Genomic DNA, 14,853 nt, shown 5'->3' on the forward strand with positions numbered 1-14,853 from the left:
GGATACCACCCGAAACCGCCCCCGACGGCATCTGTGAGACGGGCGGACGCCTCGGGTCAGCGGGTGCCGAGGGCGTCGGCGTCCTGCTGGAGGGTGCCGATCAGGTTCGCCACCGCGCGGGCCGTGTGGGTCAGCGTGGTGATGGAGACGTTGTCGATGTCGTCCTGGGGCGTGTGGTAGTTGTCGTCGCGGATCGAGAGCAGGCCCGTCGAGGCGATGCCCGCGTCCACGAACGGCGCGTAGTCCGAGCGGCCGTTGCTGCCCTCGGGCTGGTGCGTGTGGCCGTCGCGGTCGAGCTGCGCGCCGAGCAGGGACTCAGCACCGATCGACCCGCGCCGCACCCGGCGCCACTGCACGCCCCGCCGGACCGGGCCGGTCGTCGTCGTCCACAGGCCGTCCGGCGGGTCATGTATCCTTGTCCGCACGAACCATATTGACCAGTGAAGACCTCGGCGGGCCCCTGTGCGCCACAGATCCGAGGCGGCGAGAGATGCGAAGGGGGTCACGCTCATGGGGCGCGGCCGTCAGAAGGCGAAGGCCACGAAGCAGGCACGGGAGATGAAGTACTTCTCTCCCGGAACAGACCTCTCGGCACTGGAGCGAGAGCTCACGGGCGGACGCACGCGCGGCCCGGAGCAGGACCAGGAGCCCGAGTACGAGGATCCGTACGCGGACCTCTACGCGGAGGACGAGGACGACGACGCGCGGGCGCGATGACGCCCGCACGGCATCCGGCCCTGGACGGGCATCAGGCCGCCCTGCGGTCGATCGCCAGGGTGGTGGATGAGACAGCACCGCTGCAGGACCCCGAGACGGCGTCTCGGGGTCTGCTGCGTCTGATGGAGGAGTCCCGCCCGCTCGTGATCACCGGGGCCGGCGTGTCCACCGACTCCGGCATCCCGGACTACCGGGGGCCGAACGGGTCCCTGCACCGCCACCGGCCGATGACGTACCAGGAGTTCCGGGACGACCCGGCCGCCCGCCACCGCTACTGGGCACGCTCGTTCGTGGGCTGGCGTCGCATGGACCAGGCCCGGCCGAACGAGGCGCACCGCATCCTCGCGCGCTGGGCGGCCGAAGGGCGGATCGCCGGCGTCCTGACCCAGAACGTGGATGGGCTGCACGCCGAGGCCGGACGCGCGGCGGGGATGCCGGAGGACCGGCTGATCGAGCTCCACGGGGACCTGGCGCGCGTGGCCTGCCTGAACTGCGGGGCCACCGAGTCCCGCCGTGACCTGGACCTGCGGCTCGAGGCCGCCAATCCGGGCTACCTCGAGCGCGTGGCGATCGACCCGGACGCCGTGAACCCCGACGGGGACGTCTCCCTCGACCAGCACTGGGTGGAGGAGTTCACGATGGTCGGCTGCCGGGTGTGCGGCTCCGTGAAGCTCAAGCCGGACGTCGTGTACTTCGGCGAGTCCGTGCCCGCGGCGCGGCGCGCGGCCGCGGAGGCGATGGCCGACGACGGCGGCACGGTGCTCGCCGTCGGCACCTCGCTGGCCGTGATGAGCGGCTACCGGTTCGTGCTGCGGGCCGAGCGGGCCGGGCATGAGACGGGGCTGATCAACCTCGGCCCCACCCGCGCCGACGCCAAGGCCCGCTGGCGCTGGCGCGCCCCGGTCGCCGACGCGCTGGCCTGGCTCGACGCCCGCCTCTGACCCCCACCCACGTTTTCGTGCGGGAAACGGCGGACGCCGGGGCGTTTTCGTGCGGGAAACGGCGGGCGCCGGGGGTGTGGACACCGGGTGGCCCGGGGCCACGCACGACTCCTGCACAGGCGGCGCCGCCGACGTCCTCGTCCACGGTGGGTGCTCCCGCGCGGCCGGGGTCGGCCGGGTTGAGCCATCGTCACGGGCATGGTCACGTCTTCCCTGCCCCTATCGGACATCGCCGAGGCCGGCCGGCCGTTCACCCGTGGCGACCTGCGCGCGGCCGGGGTTTCGGAGCGACTGGTCCGCGGCGGTGACGTGCGGCGCGTGACGCATGGGGTCCATCGGCTCCGGTCTGACCACCTCGGCTCGTGGGCGGATCTCGGCTACGTCGAGGCCCCCGCTCCCTTCGCGCCGGAGGAGACGGCCGCGATCGTGGAGGCGAGCGGGGGAGTGGCCTCCCACCTCACGGCGCTGCTCCTGCACCGCGTGCCGCTGCCGCCGTTCCTGGCGGAGGACGGCACGGTGCACGTGTCCCGGCCGCACCCGCGCGGGGCGAGCGTCCGACCGGAGATCACCTCGCATGCCCGCCTCGTCCCGGCCGCGGACGTCACCGTCCTTCACGGGATCCGCCTGACGAGCCTGGAGCGATCCTGGGCGGATCTGGCCGCGCTGCTTCGTCCAGGCATGCTCGAGCCCGTCGTGGCGGCCGGGGACGCCCTCATCCATCGGCCGTGGTCGCCGGAGGGGCGTCGCTCACCACGGACCACGACGGCGGCCCTGCGGTCCGCGCTCCTGCGTGCCGGACGGTTCAAGGGAGTGCGCACCGCCCGTGCCGCACTCGAGCTGGTGCGGGTGGGCGCGGATTCCCCGCAGGAGACAGCCCTGCGACTGGCCCTGCTCCACGCCGGCCTGCCCGAGCCGGAGCTCCAGCTGGTGCTGCACCCGGGCCGGGCCCGGTCACCGGACGCGGATCTGGGGTGGCGGCAGTGGCGCTTGGTGGTCCACTACGACGGCGGTCACCACCTCGACCCGGCACAGCTCGCGGTGGACTCGTGGCGAGACGAGGGATGGGCGCGCGCGGGCTGGACGCAGATCTGGGCCACGGTGGACGACGCACGGGACGACTTCCGGCGCGTCGTCGCCGAGGTGCAGACGCACCGGGCCCGGCTCGGCGGGCGGGTGTTCGCGTCGTGAACCGCCGTTTCCCGAACGAAAACACCCCGGAGGCCGCCGTTTCCCGAACGAAAACGCTCCGGAGGCCGCCGTTTCCCGAACGAAAACGCCCCGGAGCCCGCCGTTTCCCGAACGAAAACGCCCCGTGGGGGTCAGGCGGCGTACTGGCCGCGCATCAGCACGGCGCCGCCGTCGACGCCCTTGGCGCCCTGCACGAAGTCCAGGCCCGCGGCCGCCGCGTCGTCGGTGAGGGCGCCGATGGTGCCCATCTCCCACGCGTCGATGCCGGCGTCCACGAGCACGGAGGTCGACTTCGCGGCCACCTCCGGGTCCACCACGGCCACCATGCCCACGCCGAGGTTGAGGGTGCGCTCGAGGTCGGACTGCGGGACGCGGCCGAGCTCGCCCACCAGACGGAACACGGGCGGCAGGGACCAGGTGTCGCGCTCGACGGTCGCCATGAGGCCCTGCGGGAGCACGCGCGCCAGGTTCGCGGCCAGGCCGCCGCCGGTCACGTGGCTGAACGCGCGCACCGGCAGGTCCGAGCCGCCGTCGTGGCCGTTGAGGCGCTGCACCAGGTCGAGGCAGGCGCGGGAGTAGATGCGGGTCGGCTCGAGCAGCTCCTCGCCGAGGGTGCGGCCGAGCTCGGTGACCTCGCGGTCGAGGGACCAGCCCGCGGTGTTCACCACGCGGCGCACGAGCGAGTAGCCGTTCGAGTGGATGCCGGAGGAGGCCATGCCGATCACGACGTCGCCGGACTGCACCCGCTCCGCGCCCAGGACCATGTCCGCCTCGACCACGCCGGTGGCCGCGCCCGCCACGTCGTACTCGTCCGCGGCCAGCAGGCCCGGGTGCTCGGCGGTCTCGCCGCCCACGAGCGCGGTGTCGGCCAGGCGGCAGCCCTCGGCCACGCCGCGCACGATGTCCGCGATGCGCTCGGGCACGACCCTGCCGCATGCGATGTAGTCGGTCATGAACAGGGGCTGGGCGCCGACCACCACGATGTCGTCCACGACCATGCCCACGAGGTCCTGGCCGATGGTGTCGTGCTTGTCCATCGCCTGCGCGATCGCCACCTTCGTGCCGACGCCGTCCGTGGACGTGGTCAGCAGCGGCTTGCGGTACTGCAGCAGCGCGGAGGCGTCCCACATGCCGGCGAAGCCGCCGATGCCGCCCATGACCTCGGGGGTGTGGGTGGCCTTCACGGCGTCCTTCATCAGCTCGACGGCGCGGTCGCCGGCCTCCACGTCGACGCCGGCCGAGGCGTAGGTGATCGGGGCGGCGGAGGAGGGGGTCTGGTTCGGGGTCACAGCGGGATCCTGTCCGTCTCGGTGAGCAGCTTCTCGTCGTCGGCGTCCGGGCCGGGCTCGCAGCCCGTGGCGGTCACGGTGGTGGTCTCGCCGTCCTCGTCCAGCATCACGGTGGACGCGGGCGACACGGCGACCGGCTCCAGCAGGCCCTTGCCGCGTTCGCCCTCGTCGGCCAGTGGGATCGGGTAGTCGCCGGTGAAGCAGGCGGTGCACAGGCGCTCGCGCGGCTGCCCGGTGGCCTCGATCATGCCCTCCTCGCTGATGTAGGCCAGCGAGTCGGCGCCGATGGACGCGGCGATCTGGTCCACCGCGGCGCCGTTGGCGATGAGTTCGGCGCGGGTGGCGAAGTCGATGCCGTAGAAGCAGGGCCACTTCACGGGAGGGGAGGAGATCTTCACGTGCACCTCGGCGGCGCCGGCCTCTCTGAGCATCCGCACGACGGCGCGCTGGGTGTTGCCGCGCACGATCGAGTCGTCCACCACCACGACGCGCTTGCCGGCCACCACGGTGGACTGGACGTTGAGCTTGAGGCGGATGCCGAGCTGGCGCAGCGTCTGGGACGGCTGGATGAAGGTGCGGCCCACGTAGGCGTTCTTCACGAAGCCCTGGCGGAACGGCAGGCCCGAGGCGTCCGCGTAGCCCACGGCGGCGGGCGTGCCGGACTCGGGCACGGGGATCACGACGTCGGCCTCGACCGGCTGCTCGAGCGCGAGGCGGCGGCCCATCTCCACGCGGGACTCGTACACGGAGCGCCCGGCGATCGTGGCGTCCGGCCGGGCGAGGTAGACGTACTCGAACACGCAGCCGGCCGGCTTCGACTCGGCGAAGCGGGTGGAGCGGATGCCCTCGTCGTCGATCGCGATCATCTCACCGGGCTCGACCTCCCGGATGAACGAGGCGCCGACGGTGGCAAGGGCCGACTGCTCGGAGGCCACCACCCAGCCGCGCTCGAGGCGGCCGAGCACGAGCGGGCGCACGCCCTGCGGGTCGCGGGCGGCGTAGAGGGTGCGCTCGTCCATGAACACGAAGCAGTAGGCGCCGCGGATCTTCGGCAGCAGCTCGAGGGCGGTCTCCTCGAGGCGGTCCCCGGGGGCCCCGTGCAGCAGGGCCGTGACCAGAGCGGTGTCCGTGGTGTTGCCCTGCTTCATCTCACCGTGGGTGTGGCGGCCGTCCGCGGCGTGCACCATGCGCAGCAGCTCCGCGGAGTTCACGAGGTTGCCGTTGTGCGCCAGGGCGACCGTGCCGTCGTCGGCGGTGGCGCCCAGGGTGGGCTGGGCGTTGGCCCACTTGTTCACGCCGGTGGTGGAGTAGCGGCAGTGGCCGACGGCGATGTGGCCGCTCAGCGCGGTCAGGGTGGCCTCGTCGAACACCTGGGAGACCAGGCCGATGTCCTTGTAGACGGCGATGCGCCCGCCGTCCGAGACGGCGATGCCCGCGGACTCCTGGCCGCGGTGCTGGAGGGCGTACAGGCCGTAGTAGGCCAGCTTCGCGACCTCCTCTCCCGGCGCCCACACGCCGAACACGCCGCATTCGTCCTGCGGCCCCTGGTCCTGGGGGTCGAGGGCGGCGGTCAGGCGGCCGTCGCCTCGTCGGGTGCGCGGTGCGATCACTGCTCGGGGGTCCTTTCGGTGGGGGTGGCGCGGGCGGGCGGGGCACCCGCGTCCACGCGGTCCAGGCGGACGTCCGCCATGGCCGGGTCGTCGGTGCGCTCGAGGACCACGGTGCGCGCGGTCGACCGGGAGCGGCGGTCCAGCAGCAGCCACACGAGCAGTCCGAGCACGCTCGTGCCGAGCATGCTCAGCAGCGATGCGAAGCCGAACGTCTCCGAGAAGGAGAGCGGGATGCCGGAGTACGGGTCCGCGGGCGGGGTGGGGGAGGCATGGACCGCGGTGGTGATCACGAGGGCGATCAGCAGGCCGAGCGCGAGCGCCACCGCGAGCACCGCGGTCAGCCGCGGGGCGCGACGGACGGTGTAGGCGCGCTGATCGGGGGTCGGCTCGGGGGCGGAGGTCATGCGCGCCAGTCTATCGAGTCGGCCGCTGGGGCCAGTCCCGGGTGCCCGCGGCGGTGGAGGCAGTCCCGGAGCACGCTCTGGCCGGCGCGCTGCGTGACGGTGAGCTCGTCGACCGTGGCCTGGCATTCCTCCAGCGGGAGCACGACCTGCCCGCGGGTACGGTCGAGCTGTGCCGTCGCCGCGGTGTCCGGGGTGGGGCCGGCAGAGCTGCATCCTGCGACGAGGAACGGTGCCGACGTTCGAACGGTCGGTGTCGCCGAGAGGACTGCCGGACACCCCTCGCTCACGGCCGCACGAGCGGCAGGTGCGCGCCGAGGTCGGCCCGCACGCCCGAGGCGCGCACGCCCCCGGACGCCGTCGCATCCTCCCAGGTCGTCAGCCCCGTCGCCAGGGACAGCCATGTCACGGCGTCCATCTCCACCACGTTGGGCGGGGTGCCCCGGGTGTGCCGGGGCCCGGGGAGGCACTGGGCGACGCCGAAGGGCGGCACGCGCACCTCCACCGAGTTCCCGGGCACGCGGGTCGCCAGCTCCTCGAGCGCGAAGCGCACCGCCGTCGCCCGCGTGGGGCGCGGCAGCGCGGCGGCCGCCGCGGGGTCCTCCTCGTGGGCGCGTGCCCACGCCAGCAGCGCCGCGTGGCCCTCGACGACAGGCACCCGGCGGCGCGGGACGGAGCCGGTGGTCACGCCCGCGCCTCGAAGGCCGGCAGGACGTCCCCCACGAGGTCCCGCACCGGCGCGGCCAGGCGGATCTCGCCGACCGGCTCGCCCCGGCCGAGCACCGGGGGCACGACGGCGGCCAGCACGCCCGGCAGCGTCGCCCGGTCCACGTGGTCCGGGGCGAACCGGGCCAGCAGCGCGAGCGCGACCAGGTCGCCGGCCCGCGTGCCGCCGTCGAGCGCCTTGACGGCCACGGCCGTGCCGTCCGGCGCGGCCATGACGAGGACGCCGTCCGCGCCCACCTTGGCGAGCAGGCCGAGCTCGCGCATCACCACGGTGTTGGAGCTCGTCTCCCCGTGGACGGCCCACGGGTGCTCGAGCATCGCCGTGGCGACGGCGGCCGCGTGCGGATCCGCGTCGGCGCGGCCGGGCGCCGCGGCGACCCGCCCGATGCCGCGGGCCAGGCCCGCCAGCGAGATGACGGCGGCCGGGGCGCCACAGCCGTCCACACCGGTGTGGGCCACCGGCTCGCCGCAGTACTCGGCGATCACCGCGTCCACCTCGCGCTGCAGCGGGTGCGCCGGGTCGAGGTACGTGGCGACGTCGTGCCCGGACGCCGCGCAGGCCGCGAGGAAGCCGGCGTGCTTGCCGGAGCAGTTGAAGGCCAGCGGGGTGGCGGCGGCGGCCTCGCCGTCGCGGCGGACCTGGGCGACCACCTCGGAGGTGTCCGCGGGCCAGGCCGGCGGGCACTGCAGGGCGGACGCGTCGAGGCCGGCGTCCGCGAGCATGCGCTCGGCCAGCGCCTGGTGCCGGAGCGTGCCCCGGTGCGAGCCGCACGCGATGGACAGGGCCTCGCCCTCCAGCGCCGCCCCGTGGCGCAGCGACGCGATGGCCTGGAACGGCTTCAGCGTGGAGCGCGGGTAGATCAGCGCGTCTGCGGGGCCGAGGGCGGCCAGCACCCGCCCGTCGGGGCCGGTCACGACGGCGGCGCCCGCCGTGCGGGACTCGACGAAGCCGTTGCGGACGGTCTCCACGAGCTCGACGGCATCGGACAGGGCGAAGGTCTCGCCCGTGGGGGCGACGGTGGCGTGGGTCATGCGGTCCAGGGTAGCGAGGGCCCCGGACGCGCCGGGCGTCCGGGGCCGGTGGGCCGGGTCAGGTCCGGCGGCATCACCGGCTCACTCCGCGGAGAGCCGCCCGTCCACCATGGTCAGGGTGCGGTCCGTGGCGGAGAGGAACTCGTGGTCGTGCGTGACCATGAGCGTCGCCACCTGCTCCTCGCGGGTCAGCGTGCCCAGCAGGTCCACGACGGCGGCCGAGCGCTCGCGGTCCAGCGCGGAGGTGGGCTCGTCCACGAGCAGCAGCGTCGGCGAGGCCATCAGCGCGCGCACGATGTTCACGCGCTGCCGCTGACCGCCCGAGAGCTGGTGCGGGCGCTTGCCGGCCTGGTCGGCCAGGTCCACACGCTCGAGCAGCTCCAGGGCCCGCGCCTTGGCGGCCCTGCGGTCGGCGCGGGTGGCGTCACGGTCCAGGTGCACGGTCAGCTCCAGCTGCTCGGCCGCCGTGAGGGACGGGATGAGGTTGGGCTGCTGGAAGATCATGCCGATCTCCTGGCCGCGCAGCGCGGTGCGCTCCTTCCGGGACAGCCCGGCCATCTCGCGGCCGGCCACGGACACGCAGCCGGAGGTGGGCGTCACCAGGCCCGCGGCCACCGCCAGCAGGGAGGACTTGCCCGAGCCGGACGGGCCGACCATCGCGGTGAACGTGCCGGGGAGCAGGTCCAGGCTCACCTCGTCCAGGGCGCGCAGCACGCCGCGCTCGCCGTCCGGGTACTCCAGCACGAGGTCGCGCACGGACAGCGCGGGGGTGGCGTCGGCCGCGGCGGCGGGGCGCTCGCCGGCGACGCGGTGGGCGGCCGCGGCGGCCGGGGTGCGGAGGGCGTCGAGGTCGGCCTGCGGGGCGGTGAGGGTGGTCATGGGGAGGTCCTTTCTCCAGGCGGGGGCGAGGCGGAGCCGAGGGGGACGACGGCGCCGGGCGGCGCCGTCGTCGGAGGCGGTCAGTTGCCGCCGAGGGCGACCAGCGGGTCGATCCGGGTGACGCGGTAGACCGCGACGACGGCGGCGAGCATGCCGAGCACGAGGACCCCGGCGGCGGGCACCGCGGTGGTGGCCCACGAGAGCTCGAACGGGACGGCCCGCCCCGCGAACGCGCCGACCACGGCGGCCAGCCCGGTGCCCACGGCCACGCCCCCGACGAGCACGAACGCGGCCTGCGCGAGCGAGTCCTTCAGCACCCAGCCGTTCGAGCCGCCGAGGGCCTTGAGCACCGCGATGTCGCGGGTGCGCTGCACCGTCCAGATGGACAGGAACGCGATCACCACGAGCGCCGAGATGCCGTACAGGAAGCCCTGCATGGTCATCAGGGAGCCGTTCTCGGACCGGTAGCTGGGCAGGGCGGCGTAGGAGCCCTTCACGGTCTCGGCGACGGTGCCCGCGGCGTCGTCACCGGCGGCGGCCACGGCGTCGACGTCGGCGCCGGCGTCGAAGCGCACCAGGCCGGCGGTGCCGAGCACCGCGTCGTCGGCGGTGTGCGAGATGGCGTTCCAGTCCTCGAGCGCCAGCCACGTCACGGGGGAGTGGGAGTAGTACTCGGTCGGCACGACGTCGGCCACGGTGTAGACGAAGCCGGAGACCGCGACGGCGTCACCCTCCTGCGCGTGGAGGGAGTCGGCCACGTCCTGGCTGAGCACGATCTGCCCGGGCTCGACGCCGGCCGGCGCGTCGGAGCCGCCCGGGGTGAGACCGATGAACGCGGTGGTGGCCACGCCGGTGGTGGGCTCGCCGGACACGTCCGCGCGGCCCTGCGGGTCCGTGTCCACGGGGTGCTCGAGGCCGATGGCCCGGCCCTGGCTCACACCGAGCGGCTCGACGGAGGCCACGCCGTGAGTGGCCGCCCACGCGTCGCGCTGGGCCACGGTGAACTCGGACTGGGTGAACGACGCGGTGGGCTCCTGGCCCGCCGCGCCGCCGAAGACCAGACGCTGCACGCCCTGCTCGCCGAGGCGGTCGATCGCGGCGGTGTTCTGCCCGCCCAGGCCGGCCGTGAGGCCGGAGAGCATGACGAGCAGCAGGCTGATGAGGGCCACCACGGAGCCCATGAGGGCGAACCGTCCGGTGGCGAAGCGGAGGTCGCGGAGTGCGAGGAACACGGGGCGCGTCCTTTCCTGGGAGAGGTCTGTCCTGAGATTGCCTCCACGGTCTCGCGCGGGGAGGGGTCGGCACATCGCCCGCGGCGGCTGGACCCGGTCAACCGAATGGTTGATCCCGGCGGCTCAGCGGCGCAGCCCCGGGGCCGCGGGCCGCTGTCGCGTCCGGGGCGCGCCCTAGGGTGGAGCCATGTCCGTCGCACCCCGCGCCGCCGTGCCCCCCGCGGCCGCCGAGACCGGCACCACCGCCGTGCTCGCCGGCCTGCGCGTGGCCCTGCACGTCACGTTCGCCGCGCTGCTCACCGTGGGGCTGGCGCGCGCGCTCGCGGACCGGTCCCCGGAGGCGTCCTCCGGTCCGTTCCCGGCCACCACCCTGGTGCTGCTGACCGCCGCGCTGGCGGGCGTCTACCTGGCCGGGACCGTGCTGGAGCGGCGCCGGTGGGCCCGGGGCGACGACGTCGGCCGCGGTCCGGCGGTCGCCTGGCTGGCCCTGGTGCTGCTGCTGTGGGGCCTGCTCGTGGCCCACCACGGCGACTTCGCGTGGGTCGCCTTCCCCCTCTTCTTCGTCGTCCTGCACGTGGTCGACCGGGTGGCCCGGCAGGCCTGGGTGCGCCACGTGGTCGGGCCCGCGCTGGTGGTGGCGATGGCCGTCGTCGTGGTGGCCGGGATGGCGGCGGGCGCCGGCGGCGTGCGGGTGCCGGCCGTCATTGGTCCGCTGGTGGGCGCCGCCGTGGCCGTGGTGCTCTCCGGGGCGTACCGCGCCCTGCACGCCGAGTCCGAGCGCCAGCGTGCCGTGGCCGAGCAGCTGCGCGCCGCGCAGGCCGAGCTCGCGCGCACCGAGCACCGGGCGGGGGTGAGCGCCGAGCGGGAGCGGCTCGCCCGCGAGATCCACGACACCCTCACCCAGGGGCTGGCCTCGATCGTGCTGGTCTCGCGCGCGGCCCAGGACGCGCTCGACGCCGCCGACCCCGCCCTCGCCCGGCAGCGCATGGAGACCGTGCGCGCCACGGCCGCCGAGAACCTCGCCGAGTCCCGCCGCTTCGTCCGCGACCTGCGCGGCACCGGGGCACCGTCCCTCATCGAGGCGCTCGAACGAGCGGTCGCCGGGTTCGCCGACCGGCAGGCCGCCGCCGGGACGCCCGTGGCTGCGGACGTCGAGGTCGTGGGGGAGCCGGTCGCGGTCGCCGAGGCCGTGGAGACCGCGGTGCTGCGAGCCGTGCAGGCCTCCCTGGCGAACGTGGGCGCGCACGCGGGCGCTCGGCGCGCCCGGGTCACGCTGGGCTACCTCGGTGATGAGCTGACGGTGGACGTGGCCGACGACGGCGCGGGGTTCGACCCGGCCGTCGTCGCGGCCCGCCCCCGGGCCGGAGCCGCCGGTGCCGACCCGGGGGCGGGGACCGGCGTGGGGCTGGCGAGCGTGCGCGAGCGTCTCGCTGCGGTGGGCGGCGAGGCCACCGTCGAGTCGGCCCCCGGCGAGGGCACCGTGGTGGCGCTGCGGGTGCCGCTGGCCGCCGCCGGGGCCGGCCGGAGCGCTGATCCCGAGCAGACCGAGAGCGAGGAGACCGCATGAGCGTGCGGGTGATGCTGGTGGACGACCACCCCGTGGTCCGGGCGGGGGTGCGGGCCGTCGTCGAGGCGCACCCGGACCTGAGCGTGGTGGCCGAGGCCGCCGACGGGGCGGAGGCGATCGGCGTCCTGGAGGCGGGCGAGCCCGCGGTGGACGTCGTGCTGATGGACCTGCAGATGGGCGCGGGGATGGACGGCGTGACCGCCACCCGCGCGGTGCGGGAGCGGTGGCCGGGGGTGCAGGTGCTGATCCTGACGACCTTCGACACGGAGGCGGACATCCTCGCGGCCGTGAACGCGGGCGCTGCCGGCTACCTGCTCAAGGACGCCCCGAGCGAGGAGATCGCCTCGGCGGTGCGGCAGGCGGCGGCGGGGCGCAAGGCGCTGGCCCCGCAGGTCGCGGCCACGCTGATGGGGCGCATGTCCGGCGGCTCCGAGGTGCTGTCCGAGCGGGAGATCCAGCTGCTCGAGCTGATCGCGCGGGGCGCCACGAACAAGGTGGCCGCGAAGGAGCTGTTCATCTCCGAGGCCACCGTGAAGACGCACCTGGTGCACATCTTCCAGAAGCTCGGGGTGGACAACCGCACGCGCGCCGTCGACGAGGCCCGGCGACGGCGCATCATCCGCTGACGGGCAGGCCGAGGCGGCCGGCCCTGGAGGGCCCGGCCCTGCTCAGCGGCGCCGCACGTACCGGGTGATCACCGCCGCGGCGACGGCGGCCAGCGCCAGCACGCCGAGCGCGGCGGGCAGGCTGAGGTCGCCGCGCTGGACGCCGAACCCCCGCAGCGTCCAGAAGACGATCAGGGCGCACGTGAACATCACGCCGACGAACATCCAGACCGACCGGAGCCCGGGTCCCAGCCCCGCACCGGGCCGGTGGCGGGGGTCACGGGGGTCACCGTCGTCGCCGGGCTGACCGTGGTGGAGGGGAGGCATCGTCATGCGCTCCACCGTAGGGGCCACGGGCCGGGCCGGGCCAGGGCCACCGCGTAGGCTTCAGGCTCGTGAAGACCCTTGTGCTCGGCAACGGCGGCCGCGAACACGCGCTGCTCACCGCCCTCTCCCGTGATCCGCAGGTCAGCGCCCTCCACGCGGCGCCCGGCAACGCCGGCATGGCCGACCTCGCCACCCTCCACGCCGTCGAGGCCACCGACCCGGCCGCCGTCGTGGCGCTCGCGCGCGAGCTGGGGGCCGACCTCGTCGTCGTCGGACCCGAGGCCCCGCTGGCCGCCGGCGTCTCCGACGCCCTGCGCGAGGCCGGGTTCGCCGTGTTCGGCCCCTCGCAGGCCGCCGCGCAGCTCGAGGCGTCCAAGGCCTTCGCCAAGGAGGTCATGGCCGCCGCGGGCGTGCCCACCGCCGGCTCCCGCGTGTGCACCACCGCCGCGGAGGCCGCCGCCGCCCTCGACGAGTTCGGCGCCCCGCACGTCGTCAAGGACGACGGTCTGGCCGCGGGCAAGGGCGTCGTGGTCACCTCCGACCGCGCCGAGGCCCTCGCCCACGCCGAGGCCTGCTTCGCCGCCGGCGGCACCGTGGTGATCGAGGACTTCCTGGACGGCCCCGAGGTCTCCCTCTTCGTGATCTGCGACGGCGAGGACGCCGTCGCCCTCACCCCCGCGCAGGACTTCAAGCGCATCCACGACGGCGACGCCGGCCCCAACACCGGCGGCATGGGCGCGTACACGCCGCTGCCGTGGCTGCCCGAGGGCTTCACGGACGAGGTCATGGACCGCGTGGCCCGCCCCGTGCTCGCCGAGATGGCCCGCCGCGGCACCCCGTTCACCGGCGTGCTGTTCTGCGGCCTGGCCGTGACCGCCGAGGGCGTGGAGGTCATCGAGTTCAACGTGCGCTTCGGCGACCCCGAGACCCAGGCCGTGCTCGCCCGCCTCGAGACGCCCCTGGGCGGACTGCTCGCCGACGCCGCGGCCGGCCGGCTCGGCGCGGACCGCCGACTCGAGTGGAGCGACGACGTCGCCGTGGACGTGGTCATGGCCTCGGCCGGCTACCCGGCCTCCTCCTCGACGGGCGACGTGATCACCGGGCTGGCCGACGCGGCCGGCCTCGAGGGCGTGCACGTGATCCACGCGGGCACCGCGGTGTCCGGTGAGGACGTGGTGACGGCGGGCGGCCGGGTGCTGGCCGTCGTCGGGCGCGGGGCGGACCTGGCCCAAGCGCGCGAGCGCGCCTACGCGGGCGTCGAGCGCATCCGGTTCGACGGCGCCCAGTGGCGCACGGACATCGGACTCAAGGCCGAGCGCGGCGAGATCACCGTGCCCGGGACGGAGGGAGCGAAGTGAGCGGGGAGCGCGTGGGGTTCACGGGGGCCGAGGCCCTCGAGCTGCCGGGCTGGCGGCACGTCTACTCGGGCAAGGTGCGGGACCTGTACGAGCCCGCCGACGCCGAGCCGGGGCGGTCCGCGACGCTGCTCGTGGTGGCCTCCGACCGGATCAGCGCCTACGACCACGTGCTGGAGCCGCCGATCCCGGACAAGGGCGCCATCCTCACCCGGCTGACCCTGTGGTGGTTCGAGAAGTCGGCCGAGGGCTACAACGGGGCCCACGCCGAGCCGGTCGAGCACCACGTGGTGAGCACGGACGTGCCCGCGGCCGTGGCCGGGCGGGCGATGATCGTCAAGCGCCTGGACATGTTCCCCGTGGAGTGCATCGCCCGCGGCTACCTGACCGGCTCCGGCCTGGCCGAGTACCGCGCGTCGGGCACGGTGGCCGGCCTGCCGCTGCCCGCCGGGCTCGTGGACGGCTCGCGGGTCGACCCGCCGATCTTCACGCCGTCCGCGAAGGCCGAGGTCGGCGAGCACGACGAGAACATCACGTTCGAGCAGATGGTCGAGCGCGTGGGCACCGAGGCCGCCGAGCGCCTGCGGTTCCTCACCCTGGACCTGTACGCCCGCGCCGAGGCGATCGCCCGCGAGGCCGGCATCATCCTGGCGGACACGAAGGTCGAGTTCGGTGTGGACCCGGCCACCGGCCAGGTGGTGCTGGGCGACGAGGTCCTCACCCCGGACTCCTCCCGGTTCTGGGACGCCGAGGACTACGAGCCCGGCCGCCCCCAGGCGAGCTTCGACAAGCAGTTCGTCCGCGACTGGCTCACGGGCCCCGACTCCGGCTGGGACAAGACCAGCGGGGAGGCCCCGCCGGAGCTGCCCGCCGACGTCGTGGCCAAGACCCGCGACCGCTACGTGGAGGCGTACGAGCGACTGACGGGCCGCCCCTTCGACGCCTGACCCGGACTTTCGAACGTGGGATAGGCCCTCTGTCACG

The 14,853-nt window shown here is 75.0% G+C and carries 16 protein-coding genes; 7 read left to right on the top strand and 9 right to left on the bottom strand.

The genetic code is table 11. The features are described 5' to 3' along the window. Positions 1-56: 56 nt before the first annotated feature. Complete coding sequence (locus ACTSKS_RS07450; RefSeq protein ID WP_442927418.1) at positions 57-356, bottom strand: M28 family peptidase; 300 nt, start codon at positions 354-356, stop codon at positions 57-59. 154 nt (positions 357-510) lie between these two features. Here ACTSKS_RS07450 and ACTSKS_RS07455 point away from each other — a divergent pair, with 154 nt between their 5' ends. The 3 genes from ACTSKS_RS07455 to ACTSKS_RS07465 all read left to right on the top strand — a co-directional run bounded on the left by ACTSKS_RS07455 (position 511) and on the right by ACTSKS_RS07465 (position 2,846). Further along, positions 511-717, top strand: coding sequence for a DUF3073 domain-containing protein (locus tag ACTSKS_RS07455; protein ID WP_036314242.1), 207 nt, complete (start codon positions 511-513; stop codon positions 715-717). Next, positions 714-1,658, top strand: coding sequence for a Sir2 family NAD-dependent protein deacetylase (locus ACTSKS_RS07460; protein ID WP_044658859.1), 945 nt, complete (start codon positions 714-716; stop codon positions 1,656-1,658). The genes ACTSKS_RS07455 and ACTSKS_RS07460 overlap by 4 nt, the downstream gene beginning before the upstream one ends. 198 nt (positions 1,659-1,856) lie before the next feature. Next, positions 1,857-2,846, top strand: coding sequence for a hypothetical protein (locus tag ACTSKS_RS07465; RefSeq protein WP_442927419.1), 990 nt, complete (start codon positions 1,857-1,859; stop codon positions 2,844-2,846). Positions 2,847-2,977: 131 nt separating this feature from the next. Here the strand turns inward: ACTSKS_RS07465 and purM are convergent, their stop codons facing one another. The 7 genes from purM to ACTSKS_RS07500 form a co-directional block, all read right to left on the bottom strand. Beyond that, entirely contained in the window at positions 2,978-4,135 is a 1,158-nt protein-coding gene (gene purM, locus ACTSKS_RS07470) for a phosphoribosylformylglycinamidine cyclo-ligase (protein WP_036382236.1), read from the bottom strand. Beyond that, complete coding sequence (purF, locus tag ACTSKS_RS07475) at positions 4,132-5,745, bottom strand: amidophosphoribosyltransferase (protein ID WP_442927420.1); 1,614 nt, start codon at positions 5,743-5,745, stop codon at positions 4,132-4,134. The genes purM and purF overlap by 4 nt, the downstream gene beginning before the upstream one ends. Further along, positions 5,742-6,149, bottom strand: a complete 408-nt coding sequence (locus ACTSKS_RS07480; protein ID WP_036314251.1) for a hypothetical protein — start codon at positions 6,147-6,149, stop codon at positions 5,742-5,744. Before ACTSKS_RS07480 ends, purF begins: the two co-directional genes overlap by 4 nt. 283 nt (positions 6,150-6,432) lie before the next feature. Continuing rightward, on the bottom strand, positions 6,433-6,834 hold the full coding sequence (locus tag ACTSKS_RS07485; RefSeq protein WP_442927421.1) for a sterol carrier family protein: 402 nt from the start codon (positions 6,832-6,834) through the stop codon (positions 6,433-6,435). Then, a complete protein-coding gene (locus ACTSKS_RS07490; RefSeq protein WP_036314255.1) occupies positions 6,831-7,904 on the bottom strand; it encodes an asparaginase in 1,074 nt (357 codons plus the stop codon). Before ACTSKS_RS07490 ends, ACTSKS_RS07485 begins: the two co-directional genes overlap by 4 nt. 81 nt (positions 7,905-7,985) lie before the next feature. Continuing rightward, entirely contained in the window at positions 7,986-8,783 is a 798-nt protein-coding gene (locus ACTSKS_RS07495; RefSeq protein WP_041103971.1) for an ABC transporter ATP-binding protein, read from the bottom strand. Positions 8,784-8,863: 80 nt separating this feature from the next. After that, positions 8,864-10,015, bottom strand: a complete 1,152-nt coding sequence (locus ACTSKS_RS07500; RefSeq protein ID WP_041103973.1) for an ABC transporter permease — start codon at positions 10,013-10,015, stop codon at positions 8,864-8,866. A 187-nt stretch (positions 10,016-10,202) separates the two neighbouring features. Here ACTSKS_RS07500 and ACTSKS_RS07505 point away from each other — a divergent pair, with 187 nt between their 5' ends. Continuing rightward, positions 10,203-11,582 (top strand): sensor histidine kinase, encoded by a 1,380-nt coding sequence (locus tag ACTSKS_RS07505; RefSeq protein ID WP_052520068.1) that lies wholly within the window; start codon positions 10,203-10,205, stop codon positions 11,580-11,582. Then, on the top strand, positions 11,579-12,208 hold the full coding sequence (locus ACTSKS_RS07510) for a response regulator (RefSeq protein ID WP_020624423.1): 630 nt from the start codon (positions 11,579-11,581) through the stop codon (positions 12,206-12,208). The genes ACTSKS_RS07505 and ACTSKS_RS07510 overlap by 4 nt, the downstream gene beginning before the upstream one ends. Positions 12,209-12,250: 42 nt before the next feature. Here ACTSKS_RS07510 and ACTSKS_RS07515 read toward each other — a convergent pair whose 3' ends face one another. Further along, the gene (locus ACTSKS_RS07515; protein WP_036314260.1) at positions 12,251-12,520 is read right to left on the bottom strand and encodes a hypothetical protein; all 270 of its coding nucleotides are present in this window, start codon (positions 12,518-12,520) and stop codon (positions 12,251-12,253) included. A gap of 62 nt (positions 12,521-12,582) precedes the next feature. Here ACTSKS_RS07515 and purD point away from each other — a divergent pair, with 62 nt between their 5' ends. Together purD and ACTSKS_RS07525 are read left to right on the top strand one after the other, a co-directional pair. Next, positions 12,583-13,872 carry a phosphoribosylamine--glycine ligase gene (purD, locus tag ACTSKS_RS07520; RefSeq protein WP_041103975.1) on the top strand — a complete coding sequence of 430 codons (1,290 nt, stop codon included), beginning with the start codon at positions 12,583-12,585 and terminating at the stop codon, positions 13,870-13,872. Continuing rightward, positions 13,869-14,816 carry a phosphoribosylaminoimidazolesuccinocarboxamide synthase gene (locus ACTSKS_RS07525; RefSeq protein ID WP_442927422.1) on the top strand — a complete coding sequence of 316 codons (948 nt, stop codon included), beginning with the start codon at positions 13,869-13,871 and terminating at the stop codon, positions 14,814-14,816. Before purD ends, ACTSKS_RS07525 begins: the two co-directional genes overlap by 4 nt. Positions 14,817-14,853: the final 37 nt, after the last annotated feature.

The organism is Micrococcus sp. TCR-5 (genome assembly GCF_052220525.1).
GTDB lineage: Bacteria > Actinomycetota > Actinomycetes > Actinomycetales > Micrococcaceae > Micrococcus > Micrococcus luteus.